The organism is Spirillospora sp. NPDC048819 (assembly GCF_040650055.1).
Classification (GTDB): domain Bacteria; phylum Actinomycetota; class Actinomycetes; order Streptosporangiales; family Streptosporangiaceae; genus Spirillospora.
The window spans coordinates 59,781-81,809 of the sequence record NZ_JBEZGN010000032.1 but is presented as its reverse complement, the minus strand read 5'-3'; the positions used below and the strand labels follow the sequence as shown (position 1 = coordinate 81,809).

Sequence of the window (22,029 nt, the reverse complement as noted above, 5' to 3'; positions counted from 1 at the left end):
TCCTCTCGGCGGGGGTCCGACCCCGACCACGCGTTCGCGCACGCTCCGCCCAACGGTTGACTCATGGCTTGTCGCCCTGCCTTCTGACCCAGCACCGCAGTTCCCGTGCGATTCGCCTTCCCGCAGCCCCCACCCACCATCTGGAGGTGGAAGAGTGCTGCTTCCCCGCGGCCCCCGTCCACCCTGGAAGAGAGCTCTCTGCTGGAAGATCGGGTCAGGGCGACGTTGTGTGACGCCCAGACGCGAAGTCGAATCAAGAGTGCGGCGAAAAAGTAACCTACGGGACCCCCTGGTCAGTAATTTGTCACCATTCGGCCAGCCTTGATCCTGCATCTTCGGGCGTCCGAAGTTGAAAAACAAGACCCGAAAACACGTCTAGGGGCCTCTCCTGACGCCGTCGCGCACTGGAGAGACCCCTATGGTGTCCGTTTGGTTTACACGCGGGCCGAAACTTGTCCGTCCCGGTGTCAGCCCGCCAGTGAAGACGAGTGATCCGGTGTTTCATGCTCGACGATCGGCGCCGGTGATTTTTTACCGGGTTACGGCCTGGCCGAAGCGGACCGTTCCAGCTGTTTTCTGCCCAGCTCAGCGCACGGTCTCGCGGGAACGGGCGGAGGAAGTGGTTCAGCGATCTGTAACTGGTCCGTAACGCATTGCTGAACCACTTTCCGGGCCGGGCGTTACACCGCCCGTCAGGTGTCACTCCGGAGTTGGTCAGGACGGGGCCACAATCGGCCGAACCGCGTCGCCCGGGACGGCCGGGCGCCGGTCAGCCGGCCTCGCGGACGATCTCCGCGCCGAGCTGGGACAGGCGCTCGGCGGTGTGCGCGTGACCGCGGTCGAGGTAGTAGGCCGAGGTGATCGTCGTCTCGCCCTCGGCCGCGAGGCCGGCCAGGACGAGGGCGCTCCCGCATCGCAGGTCGTGCGCCTCGACCTCCGCGCCGCGCAGGGCCCGCGGCCCGTTCACCTTGGCGCGGTTGCCGTCGACCTCGATGTCGGCGCCCATCTTGCCGAGCTCGTCCGCCAGCCCGAACCGGCCGTCGAAGATCCGCTCATAGACGTAGGACGGGCCGTCGGCCAGGCAGGACAGCGCCATGATCGGCGACTGCAGGTCGGTGGCGAAGCCGGGGTACTCGTCGGTGATGACGTTGATGGGACGCAGCGTCCGGTCGCGGCGGACCTGGAGCACCGCGCCCTGCTGGTGGAACTCGACGCCCATCTGCTCCAGCTTGTCGGCGGCGACGCCGAGGTGCTCCAGGCTGGCGCCGACGAGGCTGAGGTCGCCGCCGGTGATCGCGGCGGCCATCACGAACACGCCGGCGTCGATCCGGTCGGGCATCACGGTGTGCTCGACGGCGGTCAGCTCGTCCACGCCCTCGACGGTGATGAACCCGGTGCCGCCACCGCTGATCTTGGCTCCCATCGCCTGCAGGATCGCGATGTTGTCCAGTACCTCGGGTTCGAGCGCCGCGTTCTTGATCAGCGTGGTGCCGTGCGCGAGCGCGGCCGCCATGATCAGGTTCTCGGTGCCGGTGTGCGACGGGGTGTCGCAGTAGAGCGTTCCGCCGCGCAGGTCGCCGGCCTTGATGTGGATGATGCCGTCGCCGTTGTCGGCCACGTGCTCGGTGACCGTGGCGCCCATCCGCTTGAAGCCGTTGTAGTGGAAGTCCAGGTTGCGGCTGCCGAGGTTGCAGCCGCCGACGCCCTCGATGACCGCCTCGCCGAGCCGGTGCAGCAGTGCCGGGACGAACAGGAACGAGCCGCGGAACCGGGACGCGATCTCCGCGGGCAGCACCGGGCTGCTCAGCGACGACGCGTCGATCACCAGGGTGCGCTCGGTCTCGTGCAGCTCGGCCTTGGCTCCCACGGCCCGCGCGAGCTCCACCGCCCGCCGCACGTCCTCGATGATCGGGACGTTGCGCAGGACGGTGCGTCCCTTGGAGGCCATCAGGGAGGCGCCGATCATCGGCAGGACGGCGTTCTTGGCCCCCTGAACGAAAACGGTGCCGTGCAGCTGCCTGCCGCCGCGCACGCGATAGCGAACCTCGTGGCCCATGCTCATGCCGCCATACTCCTTCTCGGTGCGGGTTACGTGCCTGCAAGTGGGAGCACGAGGGCCGAGCGCGCCGAACGGTGTCCCCCCTCTGCGCCAACGCGACCCCAGTAAACCATCGGCCCGGGTGTGTGGTGTCCGGCCCGCGCCACAGCGGCGTCGGTTCTGTTCGTTGAGACACCCGAAGCACCCCGAAGGTTCGCCTCCCGCGGGAAAATTCCAAGGTGAGCGAAGTGTCGGCGCGGTGCCCGCGGCGAAGTCTAGGGTGATCATCCATGGACGAATCACCCGGATGGGACGCCATCGACAACGCCCTGCGGCCCCTCTACGGGGACGCGAGTCCACTGCATCTCGCGACCCTCCACAAATGGTCGCTCGGCGGCCCGGACCCGCTCGACGGGATCAGTGTGTATCCCCGGATGGAACCCGTCCCGCACTGGCATTTCGTCTCGTACGGCATGAGCGAGCTGTACGCGAAGGAGTCCGAGAATCCGGACGAGTCGGGCTGGGGTTTCGAGTTCACGTTCCGCGTCGCCCGCGACCCGGCGGAGGAGAAGCCGCCGATGTGGGCGCCGAACATGCTGCAGAACCTCGCACGGTACGTGTTCAAGTCGGGCAACTGGTTCGAGCCCGGCCACCACATCGACGCCAACGGGCCGATCAACGCCGACCGCCACGACTCGGAGATCCGCGCGGTCACGTTCGTCACCGACCCGGAGCTCGGGGAGATCTCGACCCCGCACGGCAGTGTCGTGTTCCTGCAGGCCGTCGGGCTGGCGACCGAGGAGTACGCGGTCCTGCGCAAGTGGAACGTCGATGAGCTGATGAAGGTCCTCGCGCCGCACCTGCCGTTGTTCGTCACCGACATCGACCGGCGGTCGCTGCTGGCCCACCCCGAGGTCGCCCGCGCGGTCCAGGAGGGCAGCACGAGGGACGGTTCCAGCAGCGGCTTGCATTACGTCCCCAAGGTGGGGTGGGAGCGCACCGCGGGATCGACCACGCTGCGGCTCGGCGCGAACCACGCGCCGCAGATCGCCGACTCGCTCCGCGGGCGGCTCCCGTTCGGCCGCGAGTTGATCCTTCAGGGCGACGACGCCAGGCTCACGTTCCGTCCCGGCGACGTCTACGCCGTCGAGGAGCCCCTGCAGGGCGCGCTGGACGTACACGTCCCCCTGGCCGCTCTGGACGACCTCACGGCCGTTCTGCGCCCCGTGGCGGGCAGGACCGCCGTCGCCTCGCTGCCCGGTCTCACCGTGGAGATCGTCCCGACCGTCATCAAGGACCGCTACGGCAACGACACCGACCAGGTCATCGGCTGAGTCAGTGCGCTTCCAGCACTTCGACCGGGTCGCCGAGCGTGAGGGCGCCGAGCGTCCGGGGCACGCAGTTCTGGCCGAACTGGATGCCGCGGTCGCGGGTGCGGTAGGCGGCGAGCGTCCGCAGCGGCTCGCGGCCGCGTTCGGCGGTCTCCTGGTCGGTGGCGGTGATGACGCAGCGGTTGCACGGCTTGACCGTCTCGATGACGGTCTCGCCGACGCGGAGGAGACGCGCGGCGTCCTCGGCGAACGCGCCCAGGCCCGCGATGACGAGGCTGGGCCGGAACCGGTTCATCGGCAGCGGTTCGTCCAGGCGCGCGTTGAGGTCGTCGAGGGACTCGGCGGAGATGAGCAGCAGCGGGTATCCGTCGGCGAACATGACCTCGCCGCCGCCCCGCGACGTGGGCCGGTGGCCGGTGAAGCGCACGAGCCGGCAGTCCTGGCCGAGCAGCGACGAGAACCACGCGGCCGCCTCGTCGCCCTGGTCGACGCCCTGGCATTCCTTCCGCTGGACGACCACGTCCAGGACCTCGCCGTCGCCCGTGGCCTTGTGGACGAGCGGTGAGGCGTCCGGGACCTCGACCGTGAGGATCTCGCCGTCGTAGGACGGCCGCATCAACGCCATCTCCGCGAGATCCCGCTGCGACAGGAAGCGGCCCTCCGGGGTGACGAGCATGAACTCGCGGTCGAACGGCAGACCCCTGGCGGTCAGCTCCGCGCTGTGCAGCGCGGTTCCGCCGCCGCTCTTGAGGGGGTAGACGTTCAGTTCGACAAGGCTCGCCGTCAAGGCCCCTCCCGTCGGGCCGCAAGGGTCATTGGAGTCCGGCCAGGCGGTCGAAGACCGGGCCCAGACGTTCGACGAAACGCTCCGGGCGGCACACTTCATCCAGGCGCGCCTCGTCCAGCGTCAGGCCGGCCGCCGCGGCGTGCTTGCGCAGCGTCTCGCGGAACGGCGTGCCGCTCTCCCACGTCTCCATCGCGGCCTTCTGGACGAGCGGGTACGCCTCGTCGTCGCGCGACATGCCCGCCTCGACCAGCTCCAGCAGCACGGTCGAGGTGTAGATCAGGCCGCCGGTCGACTCCAGGTTGGCCTTCATCTGCGCCTCGTCCACCACAAGTCCGGACATGAGGCGATTCGTCAGGTTCAGCATGTAGTCGAGGGCGATGGACGCGTCCGGCAGCGCGATCCGCTCCGTGGACGAATGCGAGATGTCGCGCTCGTGCCACAGCGGGATGCCCTCCAGAACCGGGACGACCTGTGCACGCACGATCCGCGCCATCCCCGCCAGCCGCTCGGAGATGATCGGGTTCTTCTTGTGCGGCATCGCCGACGAGCCCTTCTGGCCCTTGCCGAACGGCTCCCACAGCTCACGGACCTCGGTCCGCTGGCCGTGCCTGACCTCCAGCGCGATCGCCTCGCACACCGTCGCCATGATCGCCAGGGACGACACCCACTCGCTGATGCCGTCGCGCATCACGACCTGGGTGGACACGTCGGCGCTCTTCAGCCCCAGCTTCCGCGCCACGTGCAGCTCGACGGCCGGGTCGATGTTGGAGTACGTCCCGACGGCGCCGGAGATCGCCATCACCCCGACCGCCTCCCGGGCGCGCCGGAGCCGGTCCCGCGACCGGGCCATCGCGAACGCGAAGTCGGCGACGCGGTGCCCCCACACGTCCGGTTCGCCGTGGATGCCGTGCGTCCGCCCGACCCGCAGCGTGCCCTTGTGCGCGAGCGCGTGGTCGCGCAGCGTCCCGACGAGCGCGTCCGCCTTCTCCAGCAGGATGTCCGTGGCCTCGGCCAGCTGCAGCGCCAGCGCCGTGTCGAGCAGGTCGGACGACGTCATGCCGAAGTGGACGTACCGGGCGGCCTCGCGGGGCTCGGTGTTGTCCGCCCACGCCGACAGGAAGGCGATCACGTCGTGCTGGGTGACCGCCTCGATCGCGTGCACCGCCTCGGGCGTCGGCGGCGGCGCCTTGCGCACCGGCTCCACCACCTCCGGCGGGATCGTGCCGGCCTCGGCGTGGGCCTCGACGACGAGGACCTCCACCTGGCACCACAGCTCGTACTTGTGCGCGTCATTCCAGACGCGCCCCATCTCCGGAAGTGTGTAGCGCTCTATCATATTTGCCTTTCTCTTCTCCTTCGGGCCTTGACGGCCCTCCATCAGCGAGAAACGCGTGCGATCGCTGCATCGCTGCATCGCTCCGTCTCGCCTAGCGGCTCGCTGCGCGATCAGGTTTCTCGCTTCGCTCGAAACCTGCCTTCGGACGCGATCGCGACGATTGAGGTTGTTGCCGGGTCGGTGTGGTGGCTGGTGCAGGTGCGGGCCTCGAATTACAGATCGGCGATGTCGGTGCGGTGGTGGGAGGCGCGAAGGGTGATCTTGGATACGGCCTCGTAGGCGGACGCGCGGGCGGTGGCCACGTCTGGGCCGGTGCCCACGACGTTGAGGACGCGGCCGCCGTTCGCGATGAGACGTCCGTCCGCGTCCAGCTTCGTACCCGCGTGGAGGATGTAGGCACCCTCGACCTTGGCCGCCTCGTCCAGGCCGGTGATCTCGTCGCCCTTCACCGGAGTGGCCGGGTAACCCTCAGCGGACACGACGACTGTGACGGCTGCGCCTGGGTGCCACTCGGGCCGGAACGCGGGATCCAAGCCGCCGATCGCACACGCTTGGAGAAGTGTCGCGATCGGGGTGGCGAGGCGGTCCAGGACGACCTGGGTCTCGGGGTCGCCGAAACGCGCGTTGAACTCCACCACGCGCACGCCCTTGGACGTCAGCGCCAGCCCCGCGTACAGGACGCCGACGTAGGGGATCTCGCGGCGGCGCAGTTCGTCCACGGCGGGCTGGACGACCGTGGACATGACCTCGTCCACAAGCTCGGGCGGCGCCCATGGAAGCGGGCTGTACGCACCCATGCCGCCCGTGTTGGGGCCCTCGTCGCCGTCGTACGCGCGCTTGAAGTCCTGGGCGGGCAGCAGCGGGACGGCGTGCTCACCGTCGCACAGGGCGAACAGGGAGACCTCGGGGCCGTCCAGGAACTCCTCGATCACGACACGCCCGCATGCGCCGGCGTGCTCGGACGCGGCGGCGCGGTCTCCGGTGACGACGACGCCCTTGCCGGCGGCCAGACCGTCGTCCTTCACCACGTAGGGCGGGCCGAAGGCGTCCAGCGCCCGCTCGGCCTCCGCGGTCGTGTCGCACACCCGCGCGTCGGCGGTCGGAACCCCCGCCGCCGCCATGATCTCCTTCGCGAACGCCTTGGACGCCTCGATGCGGGCGGCGGCGCGGTCGGGGCCGAAGCACGGGAACCCGGCCTTGCGCAGCGCGTCGCCGACGCCCGCGACGAGCACCGCCTCCGGGCCCACGACCACGAGGTCCACCCGCAGCCGCCCGGCCAGCTCCGTCACCGCCACCGGGTCGGTGGGGTCGAGCTGATGGTTGTCCGCGATCCCGGCCGTGCCCGGATTGCCCGGCGCGCAGTGGAGGGCGGTGACGGCAGGGTCGCGATGCAGGGCGCGGGCGAGCGCATGCTCGCGGCCACCCGATCCAAGGACGAGTACTCGCACGTCACGCGAGCTTACTGGGAGCCGGGACCCCGGCCCCGCCGGGATGGACGGTCGACCGAGACGGGTGTCACATGGGAACACGTGAACATGACCGTTGTGGACGGCGTCCTAAAAGTCGGCTGATAAGCTGCCACAGGCTTTGCCTAGGTGTGGAAGGAGGTGGTCGGGATGAGTCCTGGTGATCCTTGCAGTTCGCCGGAGAACCCTCATAGTCCGGACAGGACTGTCCGACCGTCCGCCTCCATCTGGCGTCCGGCCACCGCCTTCGCGCGCTCCCCTCGCTGACCAGCCGGGGTCGAGCGCGCCCCTGCGTGCGTGGCCGGCGGGTTAGGAGCACCCCATGGCCATGACACGAGTCCGCCCCGGCCGCGCCCTGTTCAAGACCCGCGGCCGCCCCACCGGCGTCCAGGCGCCGCACCGCGGCTCCGCCGTCATCGACTGGGCCGCCTACATCGACGGCCACCGCGTCTCCACCGACACCGCCGCCGACGCCGTCCGCCTCGTCCGCGACGGCCGCCTCACCCCGGACGGCGACAGCGCCGGCTTCGTCTGGGTCGGCCTCCACGAGCCGTCCGCCACCGAGCTCTCCGAACTCGCCGAGGTGTTCGGCCTGCACCCGCTCGCCGTCGAGGACGCCATCCACGCCCACCAGCGGCCCAAGCTGGAGCGCTACGACGACGTCCACTTCGTGGTCATGAAGACCGTCGGCTACGTCGCCAGCGGCCCCGGCGGCGCCGAGATCGTCGAGACCGGCGAGATCATGCTCTTCTGCGGCCCCGACTTCGTCGTCACCGTCCGGCACGGCACCCACGGCGAACTCGGACCCGTCCGCCGCGACCTGGAGAAGGACCCGGCCCGCCTCGCCCTCGGCCCCGCGGCCGTCCTGCACGCCGTCGCCGACCGCGTCGTCGACGGCTACGTCGGCGTCGCCGACGCCGTCATGGAGGACATCGACGAGGTCGAAGAGGCCGTCTTCTCCCCCGAGCGCACCGACGAGTCCCGCCGCATCTACCGCCTCAAGCGCGAGGTCATCCAGCTCAAGCGCGCCGTCGGCCCCCTCGCCGGCCCGCTCCGCAGCCTGTCCGGCCGCCGCTTCGTCCCGGCCGAGATAAGGGAGTACCTCCGCGACGTCGAGGACCACCTCACCCGCGTCCGCGAGCAGGTCGAGTCCTACGACGAACTCCTCAACCCCATCCTCCAGGCCCACATGACCCAGGTCACCGTGGCCGACAACAAGGACATGCGCAAGATCTCCGCCTGGGGCGCCATCTTCATGGTCCCCACCGCCATCGCCGGCGTCTACGGGATGAACTTCGACTTCATGCCGGAAACCCGCTGGCGCTTCGGCTACCCCATGATCCTCTGCGTCATCGGCCTCGCCTGCTTCTCCCTCTACCGCGGCTTCCGCCGCAACGGCTGGTTGTAGAGGGTCACCTGGCCGCCAGGACGGCGTGGAGACGGTCCGGGTAGTCGGTCACCAGGGCGTCCGTGCCGTACTTGATGAAGCGGGCCATGTCCTCGTGGGTGTTGACCGTCCAGACGGCGACCTGGAGGCCCTGGGCGTGCGCGCGGTCCACCAGGCCGGGCGTCGTGATGGCGTGTTCGGGGGACAGGACGGCGGCGCCCATCTCCGCGGCCGCGGATACCGGGTCGTCCGGTGGGAGGCCGGCGAGCCAGGGGGTGTCCGGGACGAGGGTCTTGCGTTCGATCAGGGCCACGCGGGTGAACTCCGGGTGCCTGCGGCGGGCCTCGGCCAGGACGCGCCAGTCGAACGCGAGGAGACGCGACCTCCGGGTCAGGCCTGCGGACGCCAGGACGCCCGCCACGGCGGCCGTGAGGCGCTCCACGTCCCCCGCCGGCCAGCCGGGGTCGGTCTTGAGCTCCACGGCGAGCTCCACGTCCGTGGGGGCCAGCAGGGCGCACGCCTCGGCGAGGGTCGGGATCCGGGCGCCGGGGACGGGGGTCTGCGTGAACGCCTCATGCCGCCGGGCACCCGCGTCCACCGTGCGGAGCTGCGCGAGCGTCAGCTCCCGGACCGGTTTGCCGACGTAGGGGAAGGCGGGGTCGCCGGGCTGCGCGGGAGCGGTGTCGGTGAGGTTCACCGGCGAGAGGGCCTGGTCGTGGTTGAGGACGACCACGCCGTCGGCGGACATGCCCACGTCGAGTTCGATCACGTCCACGCCCAGTTCGAGGGCGTGGGCGAAGCCGGGGAGCGTGTTCTCCGGGCGGAGGCCGCGCGCTCCCCGGTGGCCGTGGACCTCGACCGCCACGTGCGTCAGACCCCCCGCCACGTGCCTCAGACCAGTGACCGCAGGGACAGCGTCTGGTCGCGTCCCGGGCCGACGCCGATCGCGGAGATCCGGCAGCCGGACATCTCCTCCAGGGACCGGACGTACGCCTGCGCGTTCCCGGGGAGGTCGTCGAACGTCTTGGCGCCCGTGATGTCCTCCTGCCAGCCGTCCAGGTACTCCAAGATGGGCTTGGCGTGGTGGAACTCGGTCTGCGTCGTGGGGATCTCGTCCACACGCACACCGTCGATCTCGTAGGCGACGCACACCGGGACGCGCTCCAGGCCGGACAGGACGTCCAGCTTCGTGAGGAAGTAGTCGGTGACGCCGTTGACGCGGGTGGCGTAGCGGGCGATGACGGCGTCGAACCAGCCGCAGCGGCGGTCGCGTCCCGTCGTCACGCCGTACTCGCCGCCGGTCTTGCGCAGGTACTCGCCCTCCTCGCCCAGCAGCTCCGTGGGGAACGGTCCAGAACCCACCCGCGTCGTGTACGCCTTGATGATGCCGATCACGCGGCTGATCTTCGTCGGGCCGAGGCCGGAGCCCGCGCACGCGCCGCCCGCCGTCGGGCTGGACGACGTCACGAACGGGTAGGTGCCGTGGTCGATGTCCAGCAGCGTGCCCTGCGCGCCCTCCAGCAGGACGAGCTTGCCGTCGTCCAGCGCCTTGTTGAGGATGAGCGCGGTGTCGGCGACGAACGGCCGCAGCCGCTCCCCGTACTCCAGGTACTCCTGCACGATCGGGCCCGTGTCGATGCGGCGCCGGTTGTAGACCTTGGTGAGGACCTGGTTCTTCTCGCGCAGCGCCAGGTCGAGCTTCTGCGTGAGGATGTTCGGGTCGAACAGGTCCTGGACGCGGACGCCCATCCGGTTGATCTTGTCGGCGTAGGCGGGGCCGATGCCGCGGCCGGTGGTGCCGATCCGGGCCTTGCCGAGGTAGCGCTCGGTGACCTTGTCGAGGGCCCGGTGGTGGGGCATGATCAGGTGCGCGTTCGCCGAGATCAGCAGGCGTTCGCAGCCGATGCCGCGGTCCCGCAGGCCGTCGATCTCGCCGAGCAGCACGGCCGGGTCGATCACCACGCCGTTGCCGATCACGGGGACGACGTCGGGGGACAGCACCCCGGAGGGCAGCAGGTGGAGCGCGTAGCTCTTGTCCCCGATGACCACGGTGTGGCCGGCGTTGTTGCCGCCCTGGTAGCGGACGACGTAGTCGACGTCCCCGCCGAGCAGGTCCGTGGCCTTGCCCTTGCCCTCGTCTCCCCACTGCGCTCCGACAAGAACGATGGCAGGCATGCCACTTTCCCTTCCCACGACGAAGGCCCCGGTCGCCGCAAGTAGCGATGGGGCCTCTTGCGATCGAATCGTACCCGTACGGGGTCGGCAAGGAAAATGGGGCCGGATTCCGTCCGCTGGTCAGGCTCCGGTTCGCCGCGGCCAGTGGTATTCGCCTACTCCCCCTTGAGGACGTCGGCGGCGGTGGGGCTGCTGTCGCGCAGGAAGGTCTTGCAGCGTTCGGCTTCGTCGTCCTCGCCGATGGCGGCGGCGGCGCGGGCCAGCGCGTGGAGGGCGCGCAGGAAGCCGCGGTTGGCCTCGTGCTCCCACGGGACGGGGCCCTGTCCCTTCCAGCCGGCGCGGCGGAGCTGGTCGAGGCCGCGGTGGTAGCCGGTGCGGGCGAAGGCGTAGGAGTCGATGACGCTGCCGGCCGTGAACGCGCGGTCGGCCAGCTCGGCCCATGCTCCGGGGTAGTCGGGGTGGCGCGCGGCGACTTCGAACGGGTCGACGCCGTTCTCCAGGGCCGTGCGGGCCTCGGTGTTGTCCGGCAGTTCGGTCGGAGGGGGGCCGCCGAGCAGGTTCTGGGTCATGCGGGTCATCGTAAGCAGGCCGGTCATGCTCCCATCAACCCGGGTCAGGGCCCGTGGACGGGGAGGGGCAGGCGGAAGTGCGCGGAGCCGCCCTGGCTGGTCGGGCGGACCGCCGGCCAGCCGTGCCGGACGAAATGGACCGCGTCCCGGTTGGTGAGGATGACGTCCGCGTCGAACTCGGTGATGCCGCGCCGCTCCGCGAGCCGGGCCAGGCAGCCGACCAGGACCGAGCCCAGGCCGCGGCGCTTCCACGGGTCGGCGACGAGCACGGCCAGGTCGGCGCGCCAGGGCTGTTTCGCGTCGCGGACGTACTCGGTGATGCCGATGATCTCGTCGCCGTCGAGGGCGACCACGGCCTCGCGGTCCCAGTGGTCGAGGGCGTCGAGCAGGCCGACGTAGTGGTCGGGGATGCGCGGCGTCCCGGAGAAGAAGCGCGCGTAGAGGCTGGCGGCGGACAGCCGGTCCGACATTCGGTGGACGCGGTCGTGGTCGGTGACGCCGTACGGGCGGATCCGGACGTCGTCCAGCGCCGGATCGGGGCGGACGGCCCCGCGCGCATTGAGTTTCGTCATGCAACTCATTGCACCGCAGAAAGTTTCGTGAAGCAACTCATTGAGGGCGCGAACCGCTCAGGCGCTCGGGCCGGGGCGTGGTTCCACATCGGAGGGGCCGAGGGGGACGCCGCAGGAACCGCAGGTGAAGTGCGGGGTCAGGGAACCGCCGCAGCCGCGGTGGCCGATGATCAGCGGCGGGCCTTCGGGCGCGTAGTGGCGGTCGCCCCACATCAGCAGGGTCATCATCGCGGGCCACAGTTCGACGCCCTTGCGGGTCAGCCGGTACTCGTGCCGCTCCGGCCGCTCCTGGTACGGGACGCGGCGCATGATGCCCTCGTCGCACAGCCGGTTGAGCCGGTCGGTGAGGACGTTGCGGGCCACGCCCAGCGCGTCCTGGAAGTCGTCGAAGCGCCGCACGCCCTCGAACGCGCTGCGGATCACCAGCAGCGTCCACCGGTCGCCGATGACCTCCAGGGACCGGGCGATCGAGCAATTCTGCGACTCGTAGGTGCGGGGCAGTGCCACATCGCCGAGCCTACCGGAGTTTCGTCAAACAACGCGGAGGCCGGGCGGCCCGGCCCGTGAAGTCGAGCCCGGCCGCCCGGCCTGTACCGCTTCGGGCTACTTCAGCTTCTGACCGGCGGACTGGAGGTTCTCGGCCGCCTGGACGATGCGGGCCGCCATCGCCGTCTCGGCCGCCTTGCCCCACGAACGCGGGTCGTACTGCTTCTTGTTGCCGACCTCGCCGTCGACCTTCAGCACGCCGTCGTAGTTGCGGAACATGTGCTCGGCGACCGGGCGGGTGAACGCGTACTGCGTGTCGGTGTCGATGTTCATCTTGACGACGCCGTACGACACCGCCTCCCGGATCTCCTCCAGCGAGGAACCGGAGCCGCCGTGGAACACCAGGTCGAACGGCTTGTCCTTGCCGTGCTTGGCACCGACCGCGTCCTGGATCTCCTTGAGCACCTCCGGACGCAGCTTGACCGAGCCCGGCTTGTACACGCCGTGCACGTTCCCGAACGTCGCCGCGAGGATGTAGCGGCCCTTCTCGCCCACGCCGACGGCCTCGGCGGTGGCGAGCGCGTCGCCCGGCGTCGTGTAGAGCTTCTCGTTGATCTCGTGGGCGACGCCGTCCTCCTCGCCGCCGACGACGCCGATCTCCATCTCCATGATGATCCGCGCCTTGGCGCACTGGTCGAGGAGCTCCTCGGCGATCCGCAGGTTCTCGTGCAGCTCGACCGCCGACCCGTCCCACATGTGCGACTGGAACAGCGGCTCCTCGCCGCGCGCCACCCGCTCCTGCGAGATCTTGACCAGCGGGCGCATGAAGCCGTCCAGCTTGTCCTTCGGGCAGTGGTCGGTGTGCAGCGCGATGTTCACCGGGTACTTGGCGGCCACGACCCGGGCGTACTCGGCGAGGGCGCTCGCGCCCGTCACCATGTCCTTGACCGTGGAGCCGGACAGGTACTCGGCCCCTCCGGTGGACACTTGCACGATCCCGTCGCTCTCGGCCTCGGCGAAGCCGCGCAGCGCGGCGTTCAGCGTCTGGCTGGACGTCACGTTGATCGCGGGGAAGGCGAAACCGTCCTGCTTCGCACGGTCGAGCATCTCCGCGTAGACCTCGGGCGTTGCGATGGGCATTGATCAGCGTCCTTTCATACTGGTCGGTGCCGCCGGGCATCCGGCCGGGCGGTAGCACCCGGTGGTCCAGGTACCCGGGTGGGGGCCCAGGTCACCCGGTCTCCCGGGTCGGGCATGCCGTCCACCCTCAGTATCCCGCCTAATCGGAGCGTGTGGAAAGGTACGCTCGCGGTGTGGATCTCACTGCCCTTCCCCTCAGTATCACCGAGTGGCTGCACCCGACCGCGTGGCTGCAGCTCTTCGGCACGTTCGCGACGATCGGCGTGATCGCCATCATCTTCGCCGAGACCGGACTGCTGTTCGGCTGCCTGCTTCCTGGTGACTCGCTGCTCTTCACCGCGGGGATCCTCACGGCGGTCACGACCGTCAACGGGCAGGAGTTCCAGCCCCTCTCGCTGACCTGGCTGATGATCGGCGGCCCGATCGCGGCGATCGCCGGCGCCCAGACGGGCCACTGGCTCGGTGCGCGCTACGGCCGGCGGCTCTTCGAGCGCCCCGACTCCAGGATCTTCAAGCAGGAGTGGGTGGAGAAGGCCGAGTACTACTTCAACCGGTTCGGTCCGGCCAGGGCGGTCGTGCTGGCCCGGTTCATCCCGATCGTGCGGACGTTCCTCAACCCGCTCGCCGGGATGCTCGGGATGGATTCCCGCAAGTTCCTCGTCTGGAACGCGGTCGGCGGAATCCTCTGGACGGAGATGCTCTTCCTGGTCGGCCACTTCCTCGGTTCCCAGGTGCCCGACATCGAGAAATACATCCTTCCGGGCGTCGCGGTCATCGTCGTCCTGTCCCTGATTCCGATCATCCGGGAGATGATGAAGGGGCGTAAACCGGACCAGGGTCCGAATAAGAATGGCCCCGAAGAGTCACGTCCGTCGCTCAGCGGTGACAGTTATCGCTAACCTCCCCATGTGGGACGTCATCGGTCGGACCCTAGGGGTCTCGCGCGCATACTGATCGCGGTGCTTGCCGTGATGGCCGCCTTGGCCCTTCTGGTCGTGGGCGGCATCGCACTGGTCAACGCCCTTTCCGGCGAGACCGAGCAGAAGGGTCCTGTCACGTCCACGCCCGCGACCGCGTCCGCTGACGCGTCCCCCAGCGAATCCCAGGCGCCGAAGTCGCCGGCGGCCGCCGTCCCCCTGGTCATCACGGTGACCGGGCAGCCCACCGACGTGGTCGTCCGGGTCGCGGACGCCCAGGGCAAGGTGCTCACCAACGGCACGCTCGGCACCGGGGACACGCTCCAGTACGACGAGGCCCCCCTCCAGGTCGTCGCCGCCAATGGCGGTTCCCTGCGGGTCACCATCTACGGCGAGGTGCAGCCGCAGATGCCGAACGGCCAGCGCGGCCAGTGGTTCGTCCGCGAATCGTCGTCCTAACCGAAGCCGAGCTACCCGAGGCCGAGGTCCGCGACGTCGTACGGATGGCGGTAGGCGAGGCCCTCCTCGGCGATGCGCCCGGCCGCGCCGCGCTCCAGGATCGTCGCGACCGCCACGACCTCCGCCCCGGCCTCCCGCAGCGCCCCCACCGCGGTGAGGACGGACCCGCCCGTGGTCGAGGTGTCCTCGACGGCGAGCACCCGGCGCCCCGCCACGTCCGGTCCCTCGATGCGCCGCTGCAACCCGTGCGCCTTCCCCGACTTCCGCACGACGAACGCGTCCAGGACGCGCCCCCGCCCCGCCGCGGCGTGCAGCATCGCGGCGGCGACCGGGTCGGCGCCCAGCGTGAGTCCGCCGACGGCGTCGTAGCCGAGGTCGGCGGTCTCGTCCAGCATGACCCGCCCCACCAGCGGAGCCGCGACCCCGTCCAGCGTCACCCGGCGCAGGTCCACGTACCAGGACGCCCGCCTGCCCGACGACAGCACGACGTCCCCGTGCACCACGGCCTTGTCCTTGATCATCTGCAGCAGCTCTTCGCGATCGCTCACCCGACGAAGCCTATTCACCGTCCTCCAGCCCCCACCCACCACCATCCAATCGACGAGCTCCGCTCGACCCCCGTCTGGCCGTCACCGCGTGCCCCCGCATGCACGTCACCCCATGCACGGCCGCCGCCGCCGTGTACGGTGCCCGGGAGGGGGACGAGATGACGCCGGGAACGCTGATCCTGCTGCACGCTCCGAACGCCGACGCGGCCGCCTGGGGCGACCTGCCGGAGATGCTGCGCTCGTACGGCCTGGACGTGGTCGCGCCGGACGTCCCGGAAGGCACCGGCCACCGCTACATCGCCCGCGCCTCACTGATCATCACGGCGACCGATCCGGTGGCCCCGCTCGTCCTGGCCGCGCACGGCGCCGCCGGCCCGCTGCTGCCCGGCATCGCCCTCGCCCAGCGCGCCGCGCACCGTCCCGTGGGCGGCTACGTGTTCGTCGACGCCGACCTTCCGCGTCCGCTGCACCTCCACGGCGAGGGCTCGCCCCACGATGACCTCCCCATGCCCCCAGATTGGCCGGAGGCGCCCTGCGGGTACCTCCGCACCCAATCGGACCGGTCCGGCTCCTCCGAGCACGATGAGGCCGTCAGAGAGGCGCGCCTGCGCGGCTGGCCCGTGACCGAACACGACCCCCCGAAGGCCGTGGCCCAGTCCCTGAGCGAACTGGTGGCCACCCTGTAGTCGGCTTGAGCGCTCAGCCGTTCTTCAGGAGGTCGTCCAAGAGGGCGTCGTAGTCGTCTTCGCCGCGGCCCAGGTCGATGCGGGCGCGGTAGCGGAGGCGGAGGAGGGCTTCGAGGCTGTCCTCGGCGAGGGCGATGTCGTCGGGACCGGGGGTGAGCGTGTCGGCCTCCGGGGCCGGGGACTCGTCGGGGCCGCCGCCGATGCCGGTGCCCACGGCGCGGTCGCGCAGGGCGAGGACGACGTCGGCGCCGCTGGTGGCCCATTCGTGGGCGCCGGTCGCGTCGCCTTGGGCGTAGAGCACTTCGGCCACGGCGCGGTACACCTCGGGGTCGCGAGGCTTGTCCGCGCGGATCTGTTCCAGGAGCGTGCGGGCCTCGTCGGCGCTGCCCAGTTCGAAGAGGGCGTCGGCGAGGTAGGCGCGCGGGTCGCCGTAGGTCTCGCCGCCGTCGTCCAGGGCCCTGCGGTACAGCTCGGCGGCCCGGCCGTGGTCGCCCGCGTGCTGCCACTGCTCACCGGCGCGCAGCAGAACGTTGGCGCGTGACACCCCGCCGGACACCGACTCGGCCAGTTCGGCGAGCCGGCGCGCCGCCGAGATGTGATCGCCGGTGCGCAGGGTGTCGAACTCCAGGTCGTCGAGATCGTCTTCCGTCACATGCGTCACGCTTCAACGCTACCCGTCGCCGCGCGGCCGAAGCGGCCGAATCGGTGATGATCGCGCAATACCGGTGCGTACCTGACGGCTTACCTGCGGGAACGTTCTAGAGCGTCCCAGAATCCGCGGCGCAGCGCGTGCCGCACCTCGTCGTGCAGGAGGAAGTCGATGGGCAGCGAGGAGCCCTGCAGGAGCCGCGCCTCCAGGTCGGACGGCATGCGCGGCTTGCGGGCCAGGACGGCCTCCAGCCACAGGGCGGGCGCGTCCCTGGCGACGGACTCGCCGAAGTCCTGGCCCTCCTGGTGGGCGGCCTTGACCGCGTCCGCCAGCGTCGGGGTGTTCTGCTGCACGGGCACGGGCGAGATCTGCTGCGGACCCGTGTAGGGGCCGCTCTGGCCGCCCGACTGCATCGTCTGCGGTGGCGGCGGCGGGGACGGCGCCGGGACGGGCGACGAGGTGTACTGCGGGCCCGGGTTCGGAGGCTGCACGGGCGGCGCCGGGGACGGCGGGGCCTGCGTGGAGGACGGCCCGGGCGTCGGGGCGGGCTGCAGCGGGATCTGCTGCCCCCCGGTGCCGTAGGACGACCCGCCGCCGGTGCCGTACGACGACCCACCGTGCCCGGACCCACCGTGCCCGCCCGACGAACCCGGCAGCGGCATCGGGCCGGTGCCGATGCCGTGGCCGCCGGTCGAGCCGGGGCCGTTCAGCCCGGAGTTGCCGGTCATCGCGGGGCCGAGGTCGCGGACGGGCGGCGCGGACGTCGCGGGCGGCCGGCTGAGCGGCGACGCGGGCGGCGGCCCGTTGTGCGAGGTGGTCTGGAGGGAGCCGAGCGAGCTGCCGTGGCCGTTGGAGCCGTGGCCGTTGGACAGCGGGCTCGTCCCGAGGGAGGAGCCGGCCGTGCCGTCCATGCCGGCGAGCAGGTTGACGTAGGGCCGCAGATGTCCGGAGCCGATCTCGATGAGGTCGTCGCACTCCTGCCGCAGCACGCGGGAGATCGTCCAGTTGCCGTCGACGGCGACGTGCACGATGGTGACGCGGACGCCGAGGTCCTGGGCGTCGGTGACGACCTGGGCGAGGTCCTCGTCGCCGCTGACCAGGACGGCGTCGGTGAGCGCGCCGTTGCGGGCGAGGGTCATCAGGTCGCGGTGGATCTCGGAGTCGACGCCCTCGCGGCGGCCGGGGCGGATGCGGCCGAGTCTCAGCTTGAGCCCGGGCAGGTCGGCGAGCGCGTCGTGCTCGGGGGAGCGGCGGCCCTCGACCGTCGCCTCGTACCAGTAGCAGCGCAGCAGCGGCATTCCGGTGCGTTCTCTGGCGAGATTGCCCAGGAGCTGCAGAAGGCCGCCGAAGTCCCACGAAACGGTTTCGCGATGGCGTGTGCCGTGCACCGACATCGCGCCGTCGGCCAGCAGGTAGCCGGCGTCTACGAACAGCGCGCAGCGATCCATGCGACACCGCCCTTCCTCAAACACGGGAGCTCACAGCATGCCCATCCCGGCGTAGTGTCCTTGGGCGTCTATAGCGTAGTGAAGCGCGTAAGCCCGGTAGGCCAATACGGCGTTTCGCCACTCTTTCATGGCAGGCCGCCGGTTGGCGACTCCTCGGTAACAAAGAAATCAGAAGCCGCGGCGGACGCTACCAGCCGATTCGGGCCGGCCCTGTGGTTCCCCATGATCTTTACGGGAAGAAGCAGGTCGCGGGTTCAATCCCGGGATCCCCGAGACCCGCGCTTCAACCGCCCATGGTGAGCGGCGGGAGAGCGGCCCGGTGAGCGACGGGTGAGCGGCGCGCCGGGGCTGTTCCGCGGCTTTTTCTGCGGGCCGGGGAGGAGCACGGCGTTTCTTGCTCGCAAATGGTGATGGCTTGACCACGGATAGTTGCCAATTCTGTCGACGGCGGTGGATTGTTCGGACGGGTCGCGCCGCCGTCAGCCGGTTATTTCCGCGCGCCCCATCTCGGTGAGCCCGCCGCCGCCGCGCGGAGTCTCCCAGCGGACGCCGCAGTCGCGTCCCGACAGTTCGACGGTGGCGATGGCGTTGTCGAACCAGGGGCCGTCGGTCATGCGCCACCGGATCGGCGGGACGGGCACCTTCGCCAGCTTCGCCAGTGCGCGGAACGGTCCGCCGACCGCGCGCGAGTACGCGAAGCGGTTGGCCCAGCGGAACACCCCGGCCAGGGGGTTGCGCAGCGGCGAGCAGACGATCTGCGTGATCTTCGACTGGGTGCCGGGCTCGGTGACCCGCGCCAGGTACGAGTAGTGGATGTCGCCGGACAGGAACGAGATGCTCGCCGGGGCGGGGCCGCGTTCACCGCGTCCGACGGCGACGACTGCGGCGGCCAGGGTGCGGAACGAGCGGTCGAACGCCGCCCAGTGCTCCAGGTCGGCGGCCTGCCGGACCTTCTCCCCGAACTTGGCCCCGGCCTTGCCCCAGGCGCCGCCGGCGATGGCCTCGTTCCACGACTCCGCATGGTGGATCGCCCTGGGCAGCAGGTAAGGGAGGGAGCTCGCGATGAGCAGATGGTCCACGCCGCCCTGGCACTTGCCGTCCAGCCACTGGAACTCCTCGTCGTCCAGCATGCCGCGGCGGTCGGCGGTGAGGAGCCTGGAGCATCGGCTGTCGACGACGATCAGGCGGGTTCCGCCCCAGTCGTGCGCGTAGCTCCAGCGTGTGCTGGCCGGTTCCTTGTCGGCCTTCTCCGCGAGCTCGTCGAGGACGGCGCCCGCGTCGCCGGTGCTTTCGGACGCGGCCCGCACCGCCTTGAAGACGGGATCGGTCGCGCGGTCCTGCGGCGACATGTTCCCGAGATGCTGGTAGATCCAGTACGAGCCGATCCCGCCGGTGATGCGGGCCTTCCACCATGGCTGCGACCACATCTCCTCACGCCACGCGTAGGAGGTGTTCCAGTCGTCCCTGATGTCGTGGTCGTCGAAGATGGTGAAGGTCGGGACGGTGGACAGCAGCCACCGCACCGCCGGATCGTCGTGCCACGCCAGCTTGTAGAGGTGGGTGTACTCCTCGTAGTCGGCGACCTCGTCGATGGGCAGCTCCTCCGGTTCCCGGCGGGCCCCGATGAACTCGCGCATCTGGTCGGTCAGCTCGTCGGCGTAGATCTGGTCGCCGACCATGAGCAGGATGTCCGGCCAGGCGACCGAGTCGCCGCCCGTGCGGAGCCTGTCCGCGAACGCGGCGAGCGCGTCGTACCCGAACTGCTCCACCGTGCCCGGCGAGCGGCGGCAGGACCCGAACGAGATCCGCAGCTCGCCCGCCGGGTCGAGCGTCCTGATCTGGGACGGCGGGAACCCGGTGCCGGCTTCGGGCCAGACGGTCTCCTCACCGGCCAGCACCTCGTAGGGGATCCGCGCGCCCGGTGAGAGCCCCTCGATCTCGACGAGCGCGTAGTGGTGGCCGTGCGCGGTGAACGTCCGGGCGCTGGCGTCCAGGCCGTGCTCCCGGTTGACGACCCGAACCTCGCATGGACGGTCGGTCTCCACCCAGATCGTCGCGGTGTGGTGACTCACGTGCCGGAGGTGGGGCCCGAGTACCAAAGCGGTCATGCCAGTCTCTCTAGCCGACCGGGACGTGCCGCGTCCACTGAAGCGGCATCTGGGTTGGGAGGCGCGGCATCTTCGTCATGGGCGCAGCACCTTCGCTTCGGTCTCGGGGCTGAGGCCGACCACCGGACGGTCGGGACGCTGCGGCGCCTGCCCGCCGATGGATCGGAGCCACTCCCACGTGTCCGCGACCGTTTCCTGGACGGTTCGGCAGTGCAGGCCCGCAGAAATCGCTTTGGTCACGCTCGCCCGGTGCATCATGTCGTACGCCTCGCCGGGCGGAAGCCAGATCGGAAGGTCCGTCCACGGCTGGATGCCCGCTTCGAGGATCCTCTCTGGGGACGTCCAGACGAGGTCGGCGTCAGAGCCCGTCGTCTGGATGCACGCTTCGAGCAACTCGCCCATCGTCGTGTGATCGGGTGGGCTGACGAGGTTGAACGGCCCGCCGATCTCGTTTCCGATGGCGTCCAGGGTCCACTTGGCGAGATCCCGGGCGTCGATGTACTGCAGGCCCGCGTCGCGTGGGCCGGGCGCCAGGACCTCACCGCCTTGGGCGATCCGCCCCAGCCACCATGGAAGGCGCCCGATGTTCTCGTAGGGGCCGATGACGAGCCCGGCCCGCACCAGCAGCGTCCTGTCGCCGAACACCCCGGTCGCCGCCAGCTCCCCACCGCGCTTGGCCGACGCGTAGTCGACCTCGCCGTCGTCGGGGGAGCCGTCCACCACCGCGGCGGTTTCGTCGAGCCCGGCCGGCGTGGGATAGCGGTAGACCGAACGGCTGGAGATGTAGGCGTACCGCGCGACCCGCCCGTCCAGGAGCCGCGCGGTGTCGCGCACGGCGGACGGTGCGCCCGACCAGGTGTCGACGACCGCGTCCCACTGCCCGCCGCTGAGCGCTTTGAGACCGTCCTCGGCCGTGCGGTCACCGTGCAAGGAGTCGACTCCCAGGGGCGGTTCGTGGCGCCCTCTGTGGAAGACGGTCACGTCCCACCCGCGGGCAAGGGCGTCTTCGGTGACGGCTCGTCCGACGAATTCGGTCCCGCCCAGCATCAGAAGCTTCATGGGGGAGACTCTGCCCGCTGTACGTTCTGTACGGAACTGCTCCACGCTCACAGCAGAACCGGTCATCCGCCGACGGACGGCCGATGACCGGAGTAGCTTCGCGAACGTGACCGATTCCTTCGACCTCGTCCGGGACCTCCCGTCCGCGCTGCGCGACCGATCGGCGGCCTGGACGTACATCCGGGGATTCGCCGCGACCTGGTGCGCCCCGCTGACCCCCGAGGACGGGACGCCGGAAGCCGAGCTGACGGCGGTCGAAAAAGGTCTGGGCGTGCGCCTGCCCGCCGCCCCCCGCGAGGCGTACACGCTCTTCGGCCGCCGCACCGACCTGCACAGCAACATGCACTCGCTGCTGAGCCCGGACGAGTTCTACGTGGACGACCGCAAGGAAGCCCTGGTCTTCCGCGAAGAGAACCAGGGAGTCGCGTCATGGGGCATCCTCCTCACCGACATGGACAAGGCCGACCCGCCCGTCCGCATGCGCCCTGACCTCCAGGACAAGGAGGCGGAGCGCTGGGAGGGCTGGCTGGACGCCTTCTCCGTGTCCTGCATCGAGATCGTCCTGTCGGAGGCGCTCCAGGCGGACGAGCCCGTATGCGACCACGGCGACTTCGAGGACGACGGCGAACTGGACCGCCGCTTCACCCGCCTCCCCTTCCCCGCCCACCCCGAGGGCGAGGACGGACAGGCCTTCTACGCGGGCCCCGGCCTGCTCCTGTGCGACAGCGGCGGCTGGCTCTCCGTCCGCGCCCGCGACGAGGAGACCCTCGACCGTTTCCGCGACGACATCCCCGCCGACTGGCTCAACGGCTGACGCGCGCGTGCCCGGGCAGAGTCTGCGCACGCGACTCCTGTTGCAGGTGTGGCC

The 22,029-nt window shown here is 70.4% G+C and carries 21 protein-coding genes; 6 read left to right on the top strand and 15 right to left on the bottom strand.

The window, feature by feature from the left end; genetic code table 11:
• Window positions 1-769: 769 nt before the first annotated feature.
• A complete protein-coding gene (gene murA / locus AB0C35_RS33385; RefSeq protein WP_358464990.1) occupies window positions 770-2,056 on the bottom strand; it encodes a UDP-N-acetylglucosamine 1-carboxyvinyltransferase in 1,287 nt (428 codons plus the stop codon).
• Window positions 2,057-2,328: 272 nt separating this feature from the next.
• On the opposite strand from murA, the gene AB0C35_RS33380 reads away from it, so the two are divergent.
• Window positions 2,329-3,372, top strand: a complete 1,044-nt coding sequence (locus AB0C35_RS33380; protein WP_358464876.1) for a suppressor of fused domain protein — start codon at window positions 2,329-2,331, stop codon at window positions 3,370-3,372.
• A 1-nt stretch (window position 3,373) separates the two neighbouring features.
• Here AB0C35_RS33380 and AB0C35_RS33375 read toward each other — a convergent pair whose 3' ends face one another.
• The 3 genes from AB0C35_RS33375 to purD all read right to left on the bottom strand — a co-directional run bounded on the left by AB0C35_RS33375 (window position 3,374) and on the right by purD (window position 6,940).
• Entirely contained in the window at window positions 3,374-4,156 is a 783-nt protein-coding gene (locus tag AB0C35_RS33375) for an MOSC N-terminal beta barrel domain-containing protein (protein WP_358464874.1), read from the bottom strand.
• Between the two features lie 25 nt (window positions 4,157-4,181).
• Window positions 4,182-5,492 (bottom strand): adenylosuccinate lyase, encoded by a 1,311-nt coding sequence (gene purB, locus AB0C35_RS33370; RefSeq protein WP_358464871.1) that lies wholly within the window; start codon window positions 5,490-5,492, stop codon window positions 4,182-4,184.
• A 212-nt stretch (window positions 5,493-5,704) separates the two neighbouring features.
• Window positions 5,705-6,940: a phosphoribosylamine--glycine ligase gene (gene purD, locus AB0C35_RS33365; RefSeq protein WP_358464868.1), complete on the bottom strand. Its 1,236-nt coding sequence runs from the start codon at window positions 6,938-6,940 to the stop codon at window positions 5,705-5,707.
• Window positions 6,941-7,280: 340 nt separating this feature from the next.
• On the opposite strand from purD, the gene AB0C35_RS33360 reads away from it, so the two are divergent.
• Window positions 7,281-8,366, top strand: a complete 1,086-nt coding sequence (locus tag AB0C35_RS33360; RefSeq protein ID WP_358464865.1) for a magnesium and cobalt transport protein CorA — start codon at window positions 7,281-7,283, stop codon at window positions 8,364-8,366.
• 4 nt (window positions 8,367-8,370) lie between these two features.
• On the opposite strand, the gene AB0C35_RS33355 is transcribed toward AB0C35_RS33360, so the two are convergent.
• From AB0C35_RS33355 to fbaA, 6 genes are all read right to left on the bottom strand, one after another.
• Window positions 8,371-9,231, bottom strand: a complete 861-nt coding sequence (locus AB0C35_RS33355) for a glycerophosphodiester phosphodiesterase family protein (RefSeq protein ID WP_358464862.1) — start codon at window positions 9,229-9,231, stop codon at window positions 8,371-8,373.
• Between the two features lie 5 nt (window positions 9,232-9,236).
• Window positions 9,237-10,520 carry an adenylosuccinate synthase gene (locus tag AB0C35_RS33350; RefSeq protein WP_358464859.1) on the bottom strand — a complete coding sequence of 428 codons (1,284 nt, stop codon included), beginning with the start codon at window positions 10,518-10,520 and terminating at the stop codon, window positions 9,237-9,239.
• Window positions 10,521-10,675: 155 nt separating this feature from the next.
• A complete protein-coding gene (locus tag AB0C35_RS33345) occupies window positions 10,676-11,098 on the bottom strand; it encodes a DUF3151 domain-containing protein (RefSeq protein WP_358464988.1) in 423 nt (140 codons plus the stop codon).
• A gap of 35 nt (window positions 11,099-11,133) precedes the next feature.
• Window positions 11,134-11,661: a GNAT family N-acetyltransferase gene (locus AB0C35_RS33340; protein ID WP_358464856.1), complete on the bottom strand. Its 528-nt coding sequence runs from the start codon at window positions 11,659-11,661 to the stop codon at window positions 11,134-11,136.
• 57 nt (window positions 11,662-11,718) lie between these two features.
• Complete coding sequence (locus tag AB0C35_RS33335; protein ID WP_358464853.1) at window positions 11,719-12,168, bottom strand: helix-turn-helix domain-containing protein; 450 nt, start codon at window positions 12,166-12,168, stop codon at window positions 11,719-11,721.
• 96 nt (window positions 12,169-12,264) lie between these two features.
• Window positions 12,265-13,287 (bottom strand): class II fructose-bisphosphate aldolase, encoded by a 1,023-nt coding sequence (gene fbaA / locus AB0C35_RS33330; protein WP_358464850.1) that lies wholly within the window; start codon window positions 13,285-13,287, stop codon window positions 12,265-12,267.
• A gap of 173 nt (window positions 13,288-13,460) precedes the next feature.
• Between fbaA and AB0C35_RS33325 the strand changes: the two genes are divergently transcribed.
• Both AB0C35_RS33325 and AB0C35_RS33320 read left to right on the top strand, forming a co-directional pair.
• Complete coding sequence (locus AB0C35_RS33325) at window positions 13,461-14,186, top strand: DedA family protein (protein ID WP_358464847.1); 726 nt, start codon at window positions 13,461-13,463, stop codon at window positions 14,184-14,186.
• Window positions 14,187-14,246: 60 nt separating this feature from the next.
• Window positions 14,247-14,663, top strand: coding sequence for a RodZ domain-containing protein (locus AB0C35_RS33320; protein ID WP_358464844.1), 417 nt, complete (start codon window positions 14,247-14,249; stop codon window positions 14,661-14,663).
• Window positions 14,664-14,674: 11 nt separating this feature from the next.
• On the opposite strand, the gene AB0C35_RS33315 is transcribed toward AB0C35_RS33320, so the two are convergent.
• Window positions 14,675-15,211 carry an orotate phosphoribosyltransferase gene (locus tag AB0C35_RS33315; RefSeq protein ID WP_358464841.1) on the bottom strand — a complete coding sequence of 179 codons (537 nt, stop codon included), beginning with the start codon at window positions 15,209-15,211 and terminating at the stop codon, window positions 14,675-14,677.
• Window positions 15,212-15,309: 98 nt separating this feature from the next.
• On the opposite strand from AB0C35_RS33315, the gene AB0C35_RS33310 reads away from it, so the two are divergent.
• Complete coding sequence (locus tag AB0C35_RS33310) at window positions 15,310-15,897, top strand: hypothetical protein (protein ID WP_358464838.1); 588 nt, start codon at window positions 15,310-15,312, stop codon at window positions 15,895-15,897.
• A 13-nt stretch (window positions 15,898-15,910) separates the two neighbouring features.
• Here AB0C35_RS33310 and AB0C35_RS33305 read toward each other — a convergent pair whose 3' ends face one another.
• The 4 genes from AB0C35_RS33305 to AB0C35_RS33290 all read right to left on the bottom strand — a co-directional run bounded on the left by AB0C35_RS33305 (window position 15,911) and on the right by AB0C35_RS33290 (window position 21,161).
• Window positions 15,911-16,558, bottom strand: a complete 648-nt coding sequence (locus AB0C35_RS33305) for a tetratricopeptide repeat protein (protein ID WP_358464835.1) — start codon at window positions 16,556-16,558, stop codon at window positions 15,911-15,913.
• Between the two features lie 80 nt (window positions 16,559-16,638).
• On the bottom strand, window positions 16,639-17,994 hold the full coding sequence (locus AB0C35_RS33300; RefSeq protein ID WP_358464832.1) for an NYN domain-containing protein: 1,356 nt from the start codon (window positions 17,992-17,994) through the stop codon (window positions 16,639-16,641).
• 479 nt (window positions 17,995-18,473) lie between these two features.
• On the bottom strand, window positions 18,474-20,102 hold the full coding sequence (locus AB0C35_RS33295; protein ID WP_358464830.1) for an alkaline phosphatase D family protein: 1,629 nt from the start codon (window positions 20,100-20,102) through the stop codon (window positions 18,474-18,476).
• Window positions 20,103-20,177: 75 nt separating this feature from the next.
• Window positions 20,178-21,161 (bottom strand): NAD-dependent epimerase/dehydratase family protein, encoded by a 984-nt coding sequence (locus AB0C35_RS33290; RefSeq protein ID WP_358464827.1) that lies wholly within the window; start codon window positions 21,159-21,161, stop codon window positions 20,178-20,180.
• A 106-nt stretch (window positions 21,162-21,267) separates the two neighbouring features.
• On the opposite strand from AB0C35_RS33290, the gene AB0C35_RS33285 reads away from it, so the two are divergent.
• Window positions 21,268-21,975, top strand: a complete 708-nt coding sequence (locus tag AB0C35_RS33285) for a hypothetical protein (RefSeq protein ID WP_358464824.1) — start codon at window positions 21,268-21,270, stop codon at window positions 21,973-21,975.
• Window positions 21,976-22,029 lie beyond the last annotated feature (54 nt).

What these genes read in the sequence shown, in the direction of transcription:
- murA (WP_358464990.1), bottom strand. Translation starts at nt 2,056, where the DNA reads ATGGGCCACGAGGTTCGCTATCGCGTGCGCGGCGGCAGGCAGCTGCAC.
- AB0C35_RS33380 (WP_358464876.1), top strand. Translation starts at nt 2,329, where the DNA reads ATGGACGAATCACCCGGATGGGACGCCATCGACAACGCCCTGCGGCCC.
- purB (WP_358464871.1), bottom strand. Translation starts at nt 5,492, where the DNA reads ATGATAGAGCGCTACACACTTCCGGAGATGGGGCGCGTCTGGAATGAC.
- AB0C35_RS33360 (WP_358464865.1), top strand. Translation starts at nt 7,281, where the DNA reads ATGGCCATGACACGAGTCCGCCCCGGCCGCGCCCTGTTCAAGACCCGC.
- AB0C35_RS33350 (WP_358464859.1), bottom strand. Translation starts at nt 10,520, where the DNA reads ATGCCTGCCATCGTTCTTGTCGGAGCGCAGTGGGGAGACGAGGGCAAG.
- AB0C35_RS33345 (WP_358464988.1), bottom strand. Translation starts at nt 11,098, where the DNA reads ATGACCCGCATGACCCAGAACCTGCTCGGCGGCCCCCCTCCGACCGAA.
- AB0C35_RS33340 (WP_358464856.1), bottom strand. Translation starts at nt 11,661, where the DNA reads ATGACGAAACTCAATGCGCGCGGGGCCGTCCGCCCCGATCCGGCGCTG.
- fbaA (WP_358464850.1), bottom strand. Translation starts at nt 13,287, where the DNA reads ATGCCCATCGCAACGCCCGAGGTCTACGCGGAGATGCTCGACCGTGCG.
- AB0C35_RS33310 (WP_358464838.1), top strand. Translation starts at nt 15,310, where the DNA reads ATGCACGTCACCCCATGCACGGCCGCCGCCGCCGTGTACGGTGCCCGG.
- AB0C35_RS33300 (WP_358464832.1), bottom strand. Translation starts at nt 17,994, where the DNA reads ATGGATCGCTGCGCGCTGTTCGTAGACGCCGGCTACCTGCTGGCCGAC.
- AB0C35_RS33295 (WP_358464830.1), bottom strand. Translation starts at nt 20,102, where the DNA reads ATGACCGCTTTGGTACTCGGGCCCCACCTCCGGCACGTGAGTCACCAC.
- AB0C35_RS33290 (WP_358464827.1), bottom strand. Translation starts at nt 21,161, where the DNA reads ATGAAGCTTCTGATGCTGGGCGGGACCGAATTCGTCGGACGAGCCGTC.